Source organism: Dactylosporangium sp. CA-092794 (assembly GCF_050948465.1).
Taxonomy (GTDB): Bacteria; Actinomycetota; Actinomycetes; order Mycobacteriales; family Micromonosporaceae; genus Dactylosporangium.
Map to the genome: position 1 here is coordinate 2,750,846 of NZ_CP192044.1, position 15,578 is coordinate 2,766,423.

Sequence of the window (15,578 nt, forward strand, 5' to 3'; positions counted from 1 at the left end):
GAGGTGGTGGACAAGCCATGGCGCAGCGAGGCGACGATCCGCGTGGTGCGCTGGTGCGTCCCTACGCGGTCACACGCGGCCGGACCGAGCCAACTCGCGACATCGCGATCGAAGCGGTGATGCTGACCTCCGAGCGCGGGGTCGGTGAGTCGCCGTACTCGGGACGGGATCGCCACCGCATCGCCGTCTTGTGCGGCAACCGCCCCCATTCCCTGGCTGAGATCGCCGCGCATATGCGACTGCCGCTCGGGGTGGCGCGCGTGCTCGTGGCCGACATGGTCACCGACGGGCTGCTGGAGCTCCACGAACCGGTGGACGCAACGGACACGGATGAGCGCATCAATGTGCTGGAAAGGGTACTCATTGGACTTCGCGCGCTCTAAGGGCAAGAACGTCACGTCCGCGAAGATCGTCATCGCCGGCGGCTTCGGCGTCGGCAAGACCACGTTCGTCGGCGCGATCTCGGAAATCACGCCGCTCACGACCGAGGCCATGATGACGGCGGCCGGTGTCGGCGTCGACGACGCGTCCAAAGTCCCGGGCAAGGAAACGACGACCGTCGCCATGGACTTCGGCCGGATCACCATCGCCGACGACCTCATCCTGTACCTCTTCGGCACACCGGGGCAGACGCGCTTCTGGTTCATGTGGGACGAGTTGATGCGCGGAGCGCTCGCCGCCGTCGTCATCGTGGACACCCGGCGAGTCCAGGACGCCTTCGCCGCACTCGACTTCTTCGAGAACCGCAACGTGCCCTACCTGGTGGCGGTGAACTGCTTCGACGGTGCACCGAACTACGACATCGACGAGATCCGCGATGCGCTCACGATCGCCGAGGAGGTGCCGATCGTGCTGACCGACGCGCGGCAACGCGAGTTGGTGAAGGGGACGCTCATTTCGGTCGTGGAGTACACGCTGACCCAGCTCCGTGCCGTTCGTTCCGAGGCACGTGCGGGCGCATGAACGACCTGGCGCCGCGGGACGCGACGAGATTCCGGCGCACCAACAACTCGCAGGTTGGCAAGGAGCAGGAGGCATGACATCTATGCAGGATCTCGGTTGGCTGCTGGCCAACTTCGCGGACCGGGTGCCGGGGGTCGCCCACGCGGTCGCCGTGTCGGCGGACGGTCTGCTGTTGGCTGCTTCTCGTGACCTGCCCCGCGACCGCGGCGACCAGCTCGCCGCCATCGCCTCCGGACTGGTGAGCCTGACCCAGGGCGCGTCCCGTTGCTTCGAGGGCGGGGCCGTGCTGCAGACCGTGATCGAGATGGACCACGGCTTCCTGTTCCTCATGTCGATCTCCGACGGCTCGTCCTTCGCGGTCCTCGCCGCGCGCGCGTGCGACGTCGGCCAGGTCGGCTACGAGATGGCGCTGCTGGTCGACCGGGTGGGCGACGCACTGACCCCGCAGTCACGATCGGCCGCTACGATGCTTGGCTGAAGCCGTACCGTTTCGGGCCGCTGCTGGCCGTCGGCTGGATGCGAGATGAGATCTGTGCGTGAGGATCTTCGGCGGCGCGGGAAGACCATCGCCGTAGTCGTCGCGGCGCTGTTGTGCGCGACCGCTGCCGCCGCGCCCGGCGTGCATGCCGAGCCCCAGCCGGCCCAGGGCGGGCCGGTCATTCCCCGGAGCGTCGAGTTGCCGTATCTCTGGCAGGCGACGGTCGATATGGCGCCGCCCGGCCCGGCCACGGTGCTGTTCGGCGGCGACAGTTGGGGGCTGGGCAGCGATCCCTTCGAGGAGGATGGCGGCAAGCTCGCCGTTGCCGGCCGCAACGGCGCCTACCGCATGCTCCGCTATCCGGACGAGGGGATTCGCGCCGGGCAGGATGTGCGGCTGTCGCCGGATGGCAACCTCGTCGCGCAGAGCGTGCTGACCGGCGGCCCGGCTGGGTGGCTGGTGGTCACCGACCTGCGCACCGGCCGCGGCCGGGGCTATGGCGTCGGGCCGTCGGCCTGCTGCTTTGAGGTCGCGGCGTGGCGGCCGGACAGCGGCGCTGTCCTGGTGTTGCACCGTACCGGCAGCGTCGTGCTGGGAGGTGTCGGCCAGACCGAGGGCCCGCCGGCGCAGTACGTCCTGGTCGACCTGGCCGGCGGCGCGCTGGTGCCGGTCGACGACGTCTTCGTGCGAGACCCCGTCGCCTCGGCGTGGGTGGCGGCGTTCGCGCCGGACGGTCGCGGGTTCGTCGCGACGCGGCCGGCTGCCGGCGGCGGCACCGAGCTGCGCGGCTACGACGCCGCCGGTCAGCGGCTGTGGAGCCGCGACCTCGGCGACCGGCGGCGGCTGGCCGGCGCGGGCGCCTACACGCCGGACGGTTCGGCCGTGGCGCTGCTGAGCGTCGACGGCTGCGCCGACACGAAGGAGTGCGACCACGACCAGCTCGCCGCCCGGCGATGGCAGGTCTCCTACGTGGACGCCGCCACCGGCGCGGACCGTGAAGGGCCGGCGCTGCCGGCGGTGACCGGTCCAGCGGTACGAGCGCTCGGCTGGCACGGCGACACCCTCGTCGTCGTGCAGTACGAGCTCGAGGACGACATCCGGCAGGAGCCGGACGACACGGGCTGGGCGGAGACCCGGCACGTCCGTGTGCTGGCGCTGCGGCCGGACGGCACCGCGGGCGTCGTGCTGGACCCGCCGGCCGGCGTCAGCTCCATCGACATCGCGCAGGACCTGCTCGGCGACGGCCGGTTCGGCGGCCCGGTACCAGCGCCCGCGGCGCTGCCCGCCCGCTGGTCGGTGGTCGCCCAGGGGGCGCTGTTCCTGCTGGTGCCGGTGCTGCTGGCGACCGCCGCCGCCGTCGTGATCCTGCGGGCGATCCGCCGGCGCCGCACCGCCACCCGGGCATAGTTGAGAAAGGGGCGACGTGGCAGGCGAATCTTCCGTGGGGCGCGTCGGTTGGCGCATGGCCATCGCGACGCTTGCGTCACGTGCGGCTGGGTTCCTCCGCGTCGTGGTGCTGGCCGCCGCACTCGGGCTGGGCACCCGGTTGCTGGACACCTACAACGTGGCGAACACGCTGCCGAACGCGGTCTACGAGTTGGTGGTCGGCGGAGCCATGGCCAGCGTGGTGGTGCCCCTGTTGACGCGGGCGGCGCTGACCCAACCGGACAACGGGGTGGTGTACGCGCAGCGGCTGCTGTCGCTGATGGTCTACGGGCTGGGCGTGGTCACCGTCGTCGCGCTGGTGGCGGCGCCGTGGCTGGTCGATCTGTACGCGCCCAGCTTCACCGCCGAGCAGCGGGACCTGGCGGTCGTGTTCAGCCGGTACTTCCTGCCGCAGATCCTGTTCTACGGCGTCAGCGCCACCGCCGGCGCGGTGCTCAACATCCGCGGCCGGTTCACCGCACCGATGTGGGCGCCGCTGTGCAACAGCTTGGTAGTGATCGGGGTCGGGTTCATCTACATCGCCATCGGTGGCAGTACCGGCATCGCCGGCCTGACGGCTGGGCGGCTGACGCTGCTGGCTGCCGGTACCAGCGCGGGTGTCTTCGCGCAGATGGTGCTCGTGGTGTGGGCCCTGGCCCGTAGCGGCTTCCCGGTGCGGCTGCACCTGGATCCGCGGGGAATCGCGATCCGCCGGATCGGTCGCCTCGGCGGGTGGGTCCTGCTGTCGGTCCTGGCGGCTCAGGCGTTGCTCGCGGCGGCTACCCGGTCAGCGTCGTTGAGCGGGCCGGGCGGCGTCACCGCGTATCAGAACGCCTATGCGGTATTTCAGGTGCCGTTCGCGGTCATCGCCGTCACGGTGATGACCGCCACGTTGCCACGGCTGAGCCGTAGCGCGGCCCGCCTGGACCATGAGCGGATCATCGGTGACCTGTCCCTGGCCGTACGGGTCGCGATCGTGGCCATGGCCCCGATCGCGGTGGCCATGACGGTGCTCGGCAAGCAGATCGCCGCACTGCTGTTCGGCCATGGTCACAGCGTGGCATCGACGGTGCACCTGTTGGGCCTCGTCGTGGCGGCGTTCGGGTTGGCACTGGTGCCGTTCACCGGCTACATGGTGTTGCAGCGAGGGTTCTACGCCCTGCAGGACACCAAGACTCCAGCATTGATCACCGCCGGTGTCAGCGCTATGGGGGTCGCCGGTTGTGTGGCGGCCGGATGGCTGCTGCCCTCCGCCTACATCGTGATCGGCATCCCGATCGCCTATGCCGCCGCTTACACCGTCGGTCTTGTCGCCACGGCTGTGGTACTGCGCCGTCGCCTGGGTCGGATCGACGGACGCCGGCTCATGCGTACCCACCTCCGCGTTCTCGTCGCGGCGGCCGTCGGCGCCGCTGGTGCGGCGTTGGCGGTCCGGACGCTGGCACCGATCGTCGCCCCCGGTTGGACCGGGTCAATGATCACGGTTTCGGTGGGCGGCTTGGCCGGCGCGGCCGGTTACCTCGCCGCCGGGCGGCTCCTGCACCTCGCGGAACTGCGGCACCTCGTCACCACGGCGATGGCCGGCCTCCGCCGGCCGGGCCTCAAATGGTGAGGGATCTCGGTCGCGGCAGCCAGAATCTGCTCGCGCCGGTCTACCGGTCGCGCTCTTCGCTGGATGCTCGGCGTCACTCCATCCCCTGCGTCCCGTAACGGCGGCCCACCGGCCCATCCTCTCAGGACCGATCGGCGCGACGGACACGCGCCTGAGCCTCCGACTGCGCGGCCGTATGTCTCCGTGATCATGATGCCCGTGGTGCCCGCGTTACGGGTTTTCCATGATCCCGGAACCTTTCGGTACACGGGGGTACATCACCACTCCACGATCATGAAAAACCCTTGGTGTCGACGCCCGGGTTCGCATGATCACGGAGACTTCCGGTCGCTGCGCCGAAGATGGCCAGTATCGTCCGGCGGGTGGTGAGGATCCAGGCCACCGCGATGCGGCGCGGTCACGATTCCTCGGCTCACTCTTGCCGGACAATGTCGACCGAGATCTCCACGGCCGGGATCGTTCCCCGGTTCTCGAGCCAGTGATACGTGTTGCGATCCTCGGGCCAGCCCAATCCGGGCCCATACTCCGTGGCGACGCCGTCTCGATGGTCCGTGATCGTTCCCTGCAGGACGTAGACGGTGCCCGGCCGGCCCTTGTGGTCGTGGATCGGGCCGAAGACGCCGCCCGGCGCGATGGTCACCATGCGCATGCGAAGCTGGCGCCCTTCCATGCCCTCGATCTCGCCGGTGAGGTCGACCGTTGCCAGGAGCTCCACCGTGACACCGCTGGCCGCAGGGGCCGCCTGTTCGTCGCTCATCGCCCTCTCCTTTGCGCACGTCAAAGCCCCTCGAGGCAGAGGATAAGCCAGCCCCTTTCCATCCCGAGGGATCTCGCTGCCGAAGGTCCGGGGTGGCGCGGTGAGAAGAGCTCCCGATGAGGCCGGCCTGACGCGTCACCGGTCGATGAGGTCCTGGATGATCGTGCCGAATCGGCGGATGACCTCGTCCGGCGCCGCGGCGGCCGCGGGGGTGTTGAAGATCCGGGTGGTGGCGGCGAGCCCGGTCAGTGCCGCGACGACCAGCTCCGCTCGGAGCCGGGCGTCGGTGTCGCCGCCGAGGCGTTCGGTGAGGGGGTCGAGATAGCCGGCGGTGAATTGCTGGCGCACGCTGTCCGGGTCGGGTGCGGAGAGCCGGAGATTCAGTGCGCGGGCGAGCGGTTCGATGGCGCCGCGGCGTGACCGGATGAGGAGTTCCTCGACCAGGCGCGCGCCAAGTTCGGATCGCGGTACGTCGGGCAGCGGCGGCGGTGCGATCTTCGCGGACAGGAGGAACAGTTCGCGCTTGCTCCCGCCGCACTTCATGACCATCGCGGGGGACAGGTCGGCGCGCACGGCGATGTCGCGGATGGTGACCTGGTCGTAGCCGTGCTCTGCGAACAGCTCCGCGGCGGCGGCGAGAATGGCCTGCCGGGACCTGCCGGGCGCCGGCTCGTCGGCGGCCGCCGGGCGGGTGGCCGGCGCGAGCGTCGCCGCTGCCTGCGTTTTGTGCCTGCCGGTCATGCCGCCTCGGTGGCCTTCCGTCGTGCCGGTGCGGGGTGGGCGGATCCGTGGTCGCGGCCGGTCCGCAGTCGCACGTCTACGACGCGCTCGGCACCCCAGACCGTGACGGCTCGTGCCTCGGTGGTCGCCCATGGTGTTACCACGGTGAGCACATATCGTCCGCTCGACGGTAGCGGCATCTCATACCGCCCGTCCACGACCGTTTGGGCCGCCTTCACGAGTTCCCCGGTCAGCCGGGTCAGCGCCACGGTGGCGCCCGCGATCGGGCCTTGCGTATCACTGATCTCGCCGGCCAGCGTGAGCCGGCCGCTCAGGATGATCGGCTCGATGTCTTGGCCGGCGTGCAGCGTGGCAAGCCGTGACTGCGGCGCCCAGCCTTCGGCGGCCGTGACGACGAGGTAACGGCCCGCGCCCGGGATCGCGAGCGAGAAGAACCCGGCCGAGTCGGCCTGGCTCCAGTCGACCTGCTGGCCCGACGTCGTGAGCAAGGTGACCACCGCGTTGCGGATGGCGTGCCCGTCGCAGGTGAGCACCTGGCCGCGCACGACGGCTTCGGGCCCGCGCTCCGAGGCGGCCGGCCGTTCGAGGGTTTGCTCCCGCATCCGGAACAGCGGCACTGTGAGTAGTCCGCCGGCCAGCGACGCCCCGGCCGCGATCCAGAACATCGTGGTGAAAGCGCCGAAGCTGGGGAACACGTCGCCCCCGACCCGGATCACCACGGTGGTGGTGATGGCGGCCAGGGCGGCGCTCGAGGTCGATGTGCCGACGGAGCGCAGCAGCGTGTTGAGTCCGTTCGCGGACGCGGTCTCGGTCGCCGGGACGGAGCGCATGATCAGGCTCGGCATCGCGGCGAAGGTCATCGACGTGCCGACCGCGACCAGCATCGAGCCGACGACGATCTGCCAGATCTCATGGCTCAGAAAGACGCGGGCAGCATAGGCGGCGGCCATGGCCGACGCGCCGGTCAGCAGGGTCGCCTGCGGGCCGAAACGCCGGGTGACCGACGCCGACGCGGGCGCCATCGCGCCGAAGACGAGCGAGCTCGGTGCCATCCACAGCCCGGTGTGCAGGATGTCCAGGCCCAGACCGTATCCGGTCTTCGCCGGCTGCTGCAGCAGCTGGGTCGTGCCGAGCATGTTGGCGAACATCGCGAATCCGGTCAGCACGGAGGCGATGTTGACCAGGAGCACCGCCGGTCGCGCGGCGACCCGCAGGTCGACGAGCGGGCTGCGCACGCGCAGTTCGAGGGGCAGCCAGGCCGCCAGCAGCATCAGGCCCACCGCGACCAGCACGATGGTCCGGTAGGACAGCCAGCCCCAGTGCGCGCCCTTGGAGAGGACGAGCAGCAGGGCCGTCACCGCGGCCGAGAGCAGCACGGCCCCCAGATAGTCGAATGATCCGGGGGTACGCACCGGTGACTCCGAGACGATCAGCGCCACCGCCACAAACAGCGCCGTGCCGGCGGCGGCGCTGACCCAGAACACCGCGTGCCAGTCGAGGTGCTCGACGATCAGGCCGGCCAGCGGCAGCCCGGCTCCGGCGCCGATGGCGAGGGTCGCGCTCATCAGGGACACGCCGAATGCCAGCCGCTCCGGCGGGAGTTCGTCGCGCATGATGGCGATCCCGATCGGGATGAGCGCGACGCCGACGCCCTGCAGCGCGCGGCCGGCGATGATGAGCGGCAGGGTCTGGCTGAACGCGCCGAGCACGGAACCGGCGGTCAGGACGGCCAGCGCCACCAGCATCATGCGCTTCTTGCCGAACATGTCGGCGAGCCGCGACAGCGTCGGCGTGGCGACCGCCCCGGCCACCAGCGTCGCGGTCACCAACCAGGAGGCGTTGTCGGCGGTCGTGTGCAGCAGCCGCGGGAAGTCCGGCAGCACCGGCAGCACGAGCGTCTGCTGCAGCGACACGACGGTGCCGCACGTCGCCAGGGTGGCGACGACGACCGCGCCGCGGGACTTTTCGGCCGTGCCGCTGCCCGAAATGATGGGGATGGGCCGATCCACGCAGCGCTCCTCATGGCGCGATCTTGGTGAACAGGTGTTCACCGCAAGATGAGTCAACCATTGACGCCCGCTGCTGACCACCCTTTCCCGGCGCGAGGTCCGCCACACACGGGGTGCGGTGACCGCGTCGGCCGCTGCACCCCGTGGTTGCCCGGAGTCAGTAGCCGACCGTGAAGCGGGTGCGGCGGTGGGCCGGCTTCTCGATCTCGTCGACAAGGTGATCGCGAAATCCGCGCCGCCGGAGCAGAGGCCGACCCGCAGCCGCCGCGCTCCGCACGCACCCCGGCACCGGCCAGCGACCGGAAGTCTCCGTGATCATGCGTAACCCGGCGTCGACACCAAGGGTTTTTCATGATCACGGAGTGCTGATGTACCCCCGTGTACCACAAGTCTCCGGGATCATGGCACACCCGGTGTGCGGTCACCGCGGGCATCATGATCACGGAGACATACGTCCGGCCCGGCCGGGCGGATCGGAGTTTGTGCCCGGCGGGTGCGACATCCGCACCGTCGCCCAGCCGGGCCGCCCCGGCGCGCCTAGTCCGGCGGTGAAACCGCAGGTGAAGCGGGGTTCCGGTCGATTCTCGTACGATGTACTGTACAGGGTGCTTTCTTGCGTCGAAGGCGGCGGCGGAGTGAAAGGCGAGGTGCCCCGGTGCAACTGTCGGTGAACGGTGAGGCGCGGGAGGTCGACTGCGGTCCGGCCGATTCGCTGCTGGGCGTCCTGCGCGACGGCCTGGGTCTGACCGCGGCGAAACTGGCCTGCGGCCGCGGCGAGTGCGGTGCCTGCACCGTGTTGATCGACGGCCGGCCGCGGATGAGCTGTATCACGCCCGTGGGCGTCGCCGGTGCGGTGACGACGCTGGAGGGCCTGGTGGAGGAGAGCGCGGATCTGCGCGCGGAGTTCGCCGAGCGCGGAGCCTTCCAGTGCGGGTTCTGCACGCCGGGTCACGTGGTGCACGCGACGGCGCTGCTGCGCGGCGAACTTCCGGCGGACGAGCAAGGGCGGCGTGCCGTGGTGCGGCACAGCCTCAACGGCAACGTGTGCCGCTGCACCGGCTACCAGGCGATCGTCGAAGCCGTCTGCGCGATCGCGGTGCGGCGCGCCGAGGCGCGCGCATGAGCGTGGGGCGGCCGGTCCGCGCGATCGACTGGGACGATCGCAGCGCGGGCCGGGTGCGCTACACCGGCGACCTGCGCGCGCCCGAGCACCTGTTCGGGGCGATCCTGCGCTCCCCGCACCCGCACGCGCGGATCCTGGCGGTCGACACCAGCCGGGCCGAGCGGATGCCCGGCGTCCGGGCGGTGATCACCATGGCCGACTTCCCGGCGGGCATCCGGTACGTCCACCGCGGCGGCGCGCTGTCCGACCGCCCGCCGCTGGCCGACGGGGTGGTCCGCTACGTCGGGCAGGAGGTGGCCGCGGTCGCCGCCGACACCCTCGCCCAGGCGCAGGCGGCCTGCCGGGCCATCCGGGTCCGCTACCGGGTGCTGGGCGCCCCGCTGACACCGGCCGAGGCGGTCGCCGCGCGGGCGGTGGCGCTGCACGAGCGCGCCTCCGGCGAACGCAACGTCTCGATGCGCTGGAACTCGTCCTGGGGGAACGTGGCCGCCGGGCTGGCCGCCGCCACGGTGTCGGTGACGGGCCGGTTCGTGTATCCGAGCGTGGCGCACGTCTGCATGGAACCGAACACCACGCTGGCGGCGTGGGACGAGGGGAGCCGGCGGGTCGAGCTGTGGACCTCGACGCAGGCGCCGTGGTTCATCGCCAAGGAGGTCTCGCACCTGCTCGGCATCCCGCACGACGACGTGGTGTGCCGCGAGGTCGCCGTCGGCGGCGGGTTCGGGTCGAAGTCGAAGGCCTCGGAGCACGAGATCGTCGCCGCCGCGCTGTCGCGCAAGGCCCGCCGGCCCGTGCTGGTGACGCTGAGCCGGGCCGAGGAGTTCGGGGCGAACAAGCCCCGGCACCGGTTCGAGACCACACTGACCACGCACGCCGACGCCACCGGCCGGCTGACCCTGTTCGACGCGCGGATCCTGGTCGACAACGGTGCCTATAACCATATGGGTACGTCGGTCATGCGGGTCGGCGTGATCACGCTGGGATCGCTGTACCGCCCGGACGGAGCGCGCTTCGACGCGCGTCTGGTCGACACCGCCACGCAGCCCGGTGGCCAGTTCCGCGGCTACGGCACCCCGCAGGTGTCGCTGGCCGCCGAGAGCCAGGTCGACGAGATCGCCGAGAAGCTCGGCATGGACCCGATCGACCTGCGGCTGCGCAACGTGGCCGATCCGTACACGACCACCTTGTGCGGGTACCAGATCACCACCTCGAGGCTGGCGGACTGCCTGATCGCGGTCCGGGACGGGCTGGACTGGCCGACCCGCGAGCAGCGCCGGCTCCCCGGCCGCGGCTGGGGTGTGGCGGCCGGCGTGCACGGCAGCGGTGCGTACGCCTACGAACAGGCCACCCGCAGCGACGCCGGCATTGACGTCTTCGAGGACGGGCGCGTGCGGGTCCGGTTCGGCGGCGCGGACGCCGGCACCGGGCAGCGCACCATCCTGGCGCAGATCGCCGCCGGCGAGCTCGGCGTCGGCCTCGACCGGGTCGAGGTGCAGTCGATGGACAGCGACGAGACACCGTTCGAGCTGGGTGCGTGGTCCTCGCGCGGTACCCATATGACCGGCATGTCGGTCGGTCAGGCGGCGCGCGAGATGGCCGGCATCCTCAAGGGCCTGGCCGCCGCCAAGCTCGGGCACGCCGAGGTCAGCCTCGCGCGGGGCGCCGCGCACGCCGGCGGGGAGTCGATCGGGCTCGGGGACCTGGTCCGGCTCGGCGACGCGGCCGCCGGCGGGATGCTCAGCCACGAGACCACCTACCTGCTGGAGGGCACCGAGCCGATCACGCCCGGCGTCGACACGGCGAACCTGTCACCCACCTACGCGTTCGCCGCCCACGGCGCACAGGTCGACGTGGACGTGCGCACCGGCAAGGTGACGGTCAGCGACTACGTCGCCGCCCACGATGTCGGCCGGGCGATCAACCCCATGATGGTCGAGGGCCAGATCGTGGGCGGCGCGGCGATGGGCCTGGGTGCCGCGCTGGGGGAGGAGCTGATCCGCGAGGGCGGACGGGCGGTCAACCCGGCCTATGTCAACTACGCGCTGCCCCGGGCGGCGGATCTGCCCTCGGTGCGGGCGGTCATCGTCGAGGGGTACGACGGAGCCGGACCCTACGGCGCGAAGAGCGTCGGCGAAATGTCGATCATCCCGCCGGGCGCCGCGGTGGCCAACGCCGTCTACGACGCCGTGGGCGTGCGCATCCGTGAACTGCCCATCACCCCGGACAAGGTCCTGATCGCACTGGCCGCCCAGAGCGGCCGGCGGCGCCGGTACCGCCTGTGGCGACGCCCCTCGACCTGGTGGATCACCGCGATCCGGATGCTCTACCCGGCCGGGCTGCACTGGACGCTGCACCGCCTCGGCACCCGCCTCGGCCGGCCGGCCGGACCCGGCCCCGAGGTCTCCGCCGCCCCGGCACTGCACACGCCGGGCACGGTGGCCGAGGCGAGCCGGCTGGCCCGCGAAGGCGCGCTGCTCATGGGCGGGGCCACCGACGTGCTGACCGAGGCCCGCCTGCATCCGCGGCCACCGGCCGCGATCGTGGCCGTCGGCGGCATCGCCGGGGTGCGCGACATCGTCGAGGAGCCCGGCGGGGCGTTGCGCATCGGGGCCGCGGTGACCCTCAGCGAGCTCGCCGAGGCCCTGACCGGGCGGGACGAGCTGCGGGCGGTGGTGCAGGCCATCGACAGCATCGCGTCACCGCAGATCCGTAACGCCGCCACGGTGGCCGGCAACCTCGTGCAGGCCAAACGCTGCTGGTTCTTCCGCAACGACTTCGCCTGCTACAAGCGCAGCGGCCCGGCCAACCCCTGCTACGCCGTGCTCGGCGACCATCGGTTCCAGCACGCCGCCGTCGGCGGGCACCGCTGCCAGGCCGTGACGCCGTCCGATCTCGGCACCGTGCTGCACGCCTTCGACGCCACCGTGCTCATCGCCCGCGCCGACACCCGGCGCGAGGTCGCGATCGGCGAGTTCTACCGCGGCCCGGGGGAGACCGTGCTGCGCCCGGGCGACGTGGTCACGGCGATCCGGATACCCGCCGACGCCCGCCGGCGCATCGGGGTGTTCGAGAAGCTCGCGCTGACCGGCGGCGACTTCGCCATCGTCTCGGCCACGGTGTCGGCGCTGCCGGCCGGCCCCGGCGACGCGGACGCGGGCGGACCGGCCCGGACCGCGTGGCGTGACGTGCGGCTCGTCCTCGGCGCGCTCGCTCCCCGCCCGTTGCGGCTGGCGCGCGTCGAGGCCGCGCTGCGGCCGGATCTCGACGCCGACGGGGTACGCGCCCTGCTCGACGCGGAGCTGGACCGGATCGCGCACCCGCTGCCGCGCAACGAGTGGAAGCTCGACGCCGCCGTGGGCCTCGTGCAGACCGCGTGCGAGCGGCTGGCCCGGCAGTAGCGCGGGCCGCGCACCGGAGGCGTTGACTTCTTACATCGCACCGTACATAGTACGAGTATTGCGATGGGAGGTGCGATGGCCGGCGATGAAGCTGACGGGGTACTCGATCTCATGGTCGAGCAGTTGCGTGTCGAGTCCGACGGCGTGCTGTCGGTGGTGCTCGTCGATCCCGCCGGCGGCCTGCTGCCGGTGTGGGCGCCCGGGGCGCACATCGATCTCGGTGTGCCGCACGGTGATCCGGGCATGATCGTGCGGCAGTACTCGCTGTGCGGCGATCCCGCCGACCGGTTCCGCTACACCGTCGCGGTGCTGCGCGAGCCCGCCTCGCGCGGCGGTTCCGGCTATGTGCACGAGGTCCTGCGCCCCGGCGACCTGGTCGAGGTGGGCGGCCCCCGCAACCACTTCACGCTCGCGCCCGCCGGGCGCTACCGGTTCATCGCGGGCGGCATCGGCATCACCCCGATCCTGCCGATGCTCGCCGAGGCCGAGGCGCGCGGCGTGCCGTGGACGCTCACCTACGGCGGCCGCCGCCGGGCCTCGATGGCCTTCCTCGACCGGCTCACCGCCTACGGCGACCGGATCAGCGTCGTGCCGCAGGACGAGCGGGGCCACCCCGACCTGGCCGCGCTGCTCGGGACGCCCGAGCCGGGCACCGCCGTCTACTGCTGCGGCCCGGCCGGCCTGCTCGACGCCGTGCAGGCCGCCTGCGGCGCGTGGCCGGCCGGCGCGGTCCACCTCGAGCGGTTCATGCCCAAGTCGGTCGACACCGGCCCCGACCGGGCCTTCGACGTGGTCTGCGCGCGCAGCGGCGGCCAGTTCACCGTCGCACCCGGACAGTCCATTCTCGACCGCCTGGAGACGCTCGGCGTGGACGTGCCCAACGCCTGCCGTACGGGAGTGTGCGGCAGCTGCGAGACCAAGATCCTCGACGGCGCGCCGGAGCACCGCGACTCGGTGCTCGCCCCCGACGCCGACGCGACGCTCATGGTGTGCGTGTCGCGATCGGCCACCGACCGTCTGGTGCTGGACCTGTGACTGGAGGAGCCGAACCCGTGACCGCTCAACCGATGCCCGCGGAGGCCCGGCGCCGCCCGGCCACCCGCCGCGACCCCCAGCCCCCGGCCGCCGCGCAGGCCGGCAACGACTGGTCGTCCTGGCCCGTCTACGAGGCGGCCGAGCTGGGTTTCCGCAACTACTGGTATCCGGTGCAGTGGGCCGACCGGATCGGCACCAAGCCGGTGCCCGTGACGCTGTGCGGCGAGCGCCTCGTGCTGATCCGTGACGGGGAGGAGATCCACGCCCTGCACGACCGCTGCCCGCACCGCGGTGTGCCGCTGTCGCTCGGCCGCCGGCAGTACCCCGGAACCATCAGCTGTCCCTACCACGGCTGGACCTATCGCCTCGACAGCGGCCAGATGTGCGCCGCGCTCACCGACGGCCCCGGCTCGCCGATCAACAACCGGGTCTCCGTGCGCACCTATCCGGTGCGGCAGCGCTTCGGGCTCGTCTTCGTCTACCTCGGCGACGGCGACCCGCACCCGCTCGAGCAGGATCTGCCCGACGAACTGGTGAACAACGCGTTCGTCATGGGCGGCCGCAGCGACATCCGGTCCGGCAACTGGCGCTTCGCCGCCGAGAACGGCTTCGACGAGGGGCACGCCAAGTACCTGCACAACACCGCCCTGTGGCGGATGTTCAAGGTCATGCCGGCCTGGAACGTGACCCGCATCGTCGAGGACGGCCCGTGGCTCATCCGGGTGCAGGACGAGGTGCACTGGGAGGCCGACTTCCCCGGCGTCGGCACGTGGACCAACAAACGCTGGTGGCGGCGGTTGCCGCTGCCCGACGCGCCCGGCAACACCGGCGACGCCAACCCGGTCATCGCGGCGATGGACCTGCCCGGCTTCGTGTCCATCCGCCTGCCCGGCCTGCTGCGGGTCGCCTACCCGCACTTCATCCACTACGAATGGTACGTCCCCGTGGACGCCGATTCGGTCCGCTACGTGCAGCTCATGGTCCGGTTCGAAGAGGGCGTCAAGGCGACCTGGTTCAAGGCGAAGTACCTCGCCGCCATCCGCTGGCTCTTCCACGGCCAGTTCACCGCCCAGGACGCCTGGATGGTCGACGTCATGGACGCGCCGCCGGAGAAGCTGTACCGGCCGGACCTGTCGCTCACCGCGTGGCGGCGCCTGGTCGAACGGGTCGCGCCGGCCGTGCAGCGCAACCCGCCCAGCAAGGACGGCCGGTGACCGTCCGGCCCGAACTGGCCACTGTGGACGGTGTGCCGATCGCCTACCGGGTGCTCGGCAGCGGCCCGCCGGCCGTGCTGCTGCACGGCGGCGGTCCCGGCTGCACCGCCGCGCTGGACTTCGGCCCCGTCCTCGACCGGCTCGCCGCGCACCGGCGGCTGATCCTCGTCGACCTGCCGCAGTACGGCGACTCCGGCGCGCCGGCCGCGGACGGTCCGGCGTTCGGCTTCCACGCCCGCTACGTGCGCGGCCTGCTGCGGCAGCTCGGCGTGGAGCACGCCGACTTCGTCTGCCAGTCGCTCGGGGGCAGCGTCGCGATGCGCCTGGCCGCCGACCGTCCGGGACTCGTGCGGCGGCTCGTCGTCACCGGCAGCCAGCCGACGGCGGACCCGGCCGGGGGAGATCCCGCTCTCGGCCGGAGCGTCCGGCAGCGGTACTACGGTGCGGGCGGCCCGAGCCGGGACAAGATGCGCCGGCTCCTGGCCGAGCTGGAATGGTTCGACCCGGACTTGCTGCCGGAGTCCACCGTGGACGGTCGCTATGCCGCCAGCACCACCGCGCACGGCCTCGCCCTCGGCCTCGACTTCGCCGCCCGCGGATTGCCCGAGGACCTGGGTCCGGCACTGGCCACAGTGGATGCCCCGGTACTGCTGGTGTGGGGTGCGGCCGACCCGTTCGCCGGGCCCGCGTATGCCCTCGCCCTCGCCGACCGGCTGCCGCGCGCCGACGTCGCCGTCCTCACCCGCGCCTCCCACCACCCGCAGGAGGAGCGGCCCGCCGACTACGCCCGCCTCGCGCTGGCGTTCCTGCACTGACCGGAGAT

At 71.9% G+C, this 15,578-nt stretch carries 13 protein-coding genes; 10 read left to right on the forward strand and 3 right to left on the reverse strand.

Going from position 1 to position 15,578, the window contains the following annotated elements; all coding sequences use genetic code 11:
• Positions 1 to 17 precede the first annotated feature (17 nt).
• The 5 genes from ACQPXD_RS12025 (at position 18) to murJ (ending at position 4,478) form a co-directional block, all read left to right on the forward strand.
• Positions 18 to 383, forward strand: coding sequence for a DUF742 domain-containing protein (locus ACQPXD_RS12025; protein ID WP_432837719.1), 366 nt, complete (start codon positions 18 to 20; stop codon positions 381 to 383).
• Positions 364 to 963 (forward strand): GTP-binding protein, encoded by a 600-nt coding sequence (locus ACQPXD_RS12030; protein WP_432837721.1) that lies wholly within the window; start codon positions 364 to 366, stop codon positions 961 to 963. Before ACQPXD_RS12025 ends, ACQPXD_RS12030 begins: the two co-directional genes overlap by 20 nt.
• A gap of 73 nt (positions 964 to 1,036) precedes the next feature.
• Complete coding sequence (locus ACQPXD_RS12035; RefSeq protein ID WP_432837723.1) at positions 1,037 to 1,441, forward strand: roadblock/LC7 domain-containing protein; 405 nt, start codon at positions 1,037 to 1,039, stop codon at positions 1,439 to 1,441.
• A 45-nt stretch (positions 1,442 to 1,486) separates the two neighbouring features.
• Complete coding sequence (locus ACQPXD_RS12040; RefSeq protein ID WP_432837725.1) at positions 1,487 to 2,848, forward strand: hypothetical protein; 1,362 nt, start codon at positions 1,487 to 1,489, stop codon at positions 2,846 to 2,848.
• A gap of 55 nt (positions 2,849 to 2,903) precedes the next feature.
• Positions 2,904 to 4,478: a murein biosynthesis integral membrane protein MurJ gene (murJ, locus tag ACQPXD_RS12045; RefSeq protein ID WP_432837726.1), complete on the forward strand. Its 1,575-nt coding sequence runs from the start codon at positions 2,904 to 2,906 to the stop codon at positions 4,476 to 4,478.
• A 412-nt stretch (positions 4,479 to 4,890) separates the two neighbouring features.
• Here murJ and ACQPXD_RS12050 read toward each other — a convergent pair whose 3' ends face one another.
• The 3 genes from ACQPXD_RS12050 to ACQPXD_RS12060 form a co-directional block, all read right to left on the reverse strand.
• Entirely contained in the window at positions 4,891 to 5,235 is a 345-nt protein-coding gene (locus ACQPXD_RS12050; protein WP_432837728.1) for a cupin domain-containing protein, read from the reverse strand.
• A gap of 135 nt (positions 5,236 to 5,370) precedes the next feature.
• Positions 5,371 to 5,976, reverse strand: a complete 606-nt coding sequence (locus ACQPXD_RS12055) for a TetR family transcriptional regulator (protein WP_432837730.1) — start codon at positions 5,974 to 5,976, stop codon at positions 5,371 to 5,373.
• Positions 5,973 to 7,985, reverse strand: a complete 2,013-nt coding sequence (locus ACQPXD_RS12060) for an MFS transporter (RefSeq protein ID WP_432837732.1) — start codon at positions 7,983 to 7,985, stop codon at positions 5,973 to 5,975. The genes ACQPXD_RS12055 and ACQPXD_RS12060 overlap by 4 nt, the downstream gene beginning before the upstream one ends.
• A 655-nt stretch (positions 7,986 to 8,640) precedes the next feature.
• On the opposite strand from ACQPXD_RS12060, the gene ACQPXD_RS12065 reads away from it, so the two are divergent.
• The 5 genes from ACQPXD_RS12065 (at position 8,641) to ACQPXD_RS12085 (ending at position 15,570) form a co-directional block, all read left to right on the forward strand.
• Entirely contained in the window at positions 8,641 to 9,108 is a 468-nt protein-coding gene (locus ACQPXD_RS12065; protein WP_432837734.1) for a (2Fe-2S)-binding protein, read from the forward strand.
• Positions 9,105 to 12,506 (forward strand): molybdopterin cofactor-binding domain-containing protein, encoded by a 3,402-nt coding sequence (locus ACQPXD_RS12070; protein ID WP_432837736.1) that lies wholly within the window; start codon positions 9,105 to 9,107, stop codon positions 12,504 to 12,506. The genes ACQPXD_RS12065 and ACQPXD_RS12070 overlap by 4 nt, the downstream gene beginning before the upstream one ends.
• A 75-nt stretch (positions 12,507 to 12,581) precedes the next feature.
• Positions 12,582 to 13,541, forward strand: coding sequence for a PDR/VanB family oxidoreductase (locus tag ACQPXD_RS12075; protein WP_432837738.1), 960 nt, complete (start codon positions 12,582 to 12,584; stop codon positions 13,539 to 13,541).
• 17 nt (positions 13,542 to 13,558) lie between these two features.
• Positions 13,559 to 14,755: a Rieske 2Fe-2S domain-containing protein gene (locus tag ACQPXD_RS12080; RefSeq protein WP_432837740.1), complete on the forward strand. Its 1,197-nt coding sequence runs from the start codon at positions 13,559 to 13,561 to the stop codon at positions 14,753 to 14,755.
• The gene (locus ACQPXD_RS12085) at positions 14,752 to 15,570 is read left to right on the forward strand and encodes an alpha/beta fold hydrolase (RefSeq protein WP_432837742.1); all 819 of its coding nucleotides are present in this window, start codon (positions 14,752 to 14,754) and stop codon (positions 15,568 to 15,570) included. The genes ACQPXD_RS12080 and ACQPXD_RS12085 overlap by 4 nt, the downstream gene beginning before the upstream one ends.
• Positions 15,571 to 15,578 lie beyond the last annotated feature (8 nt).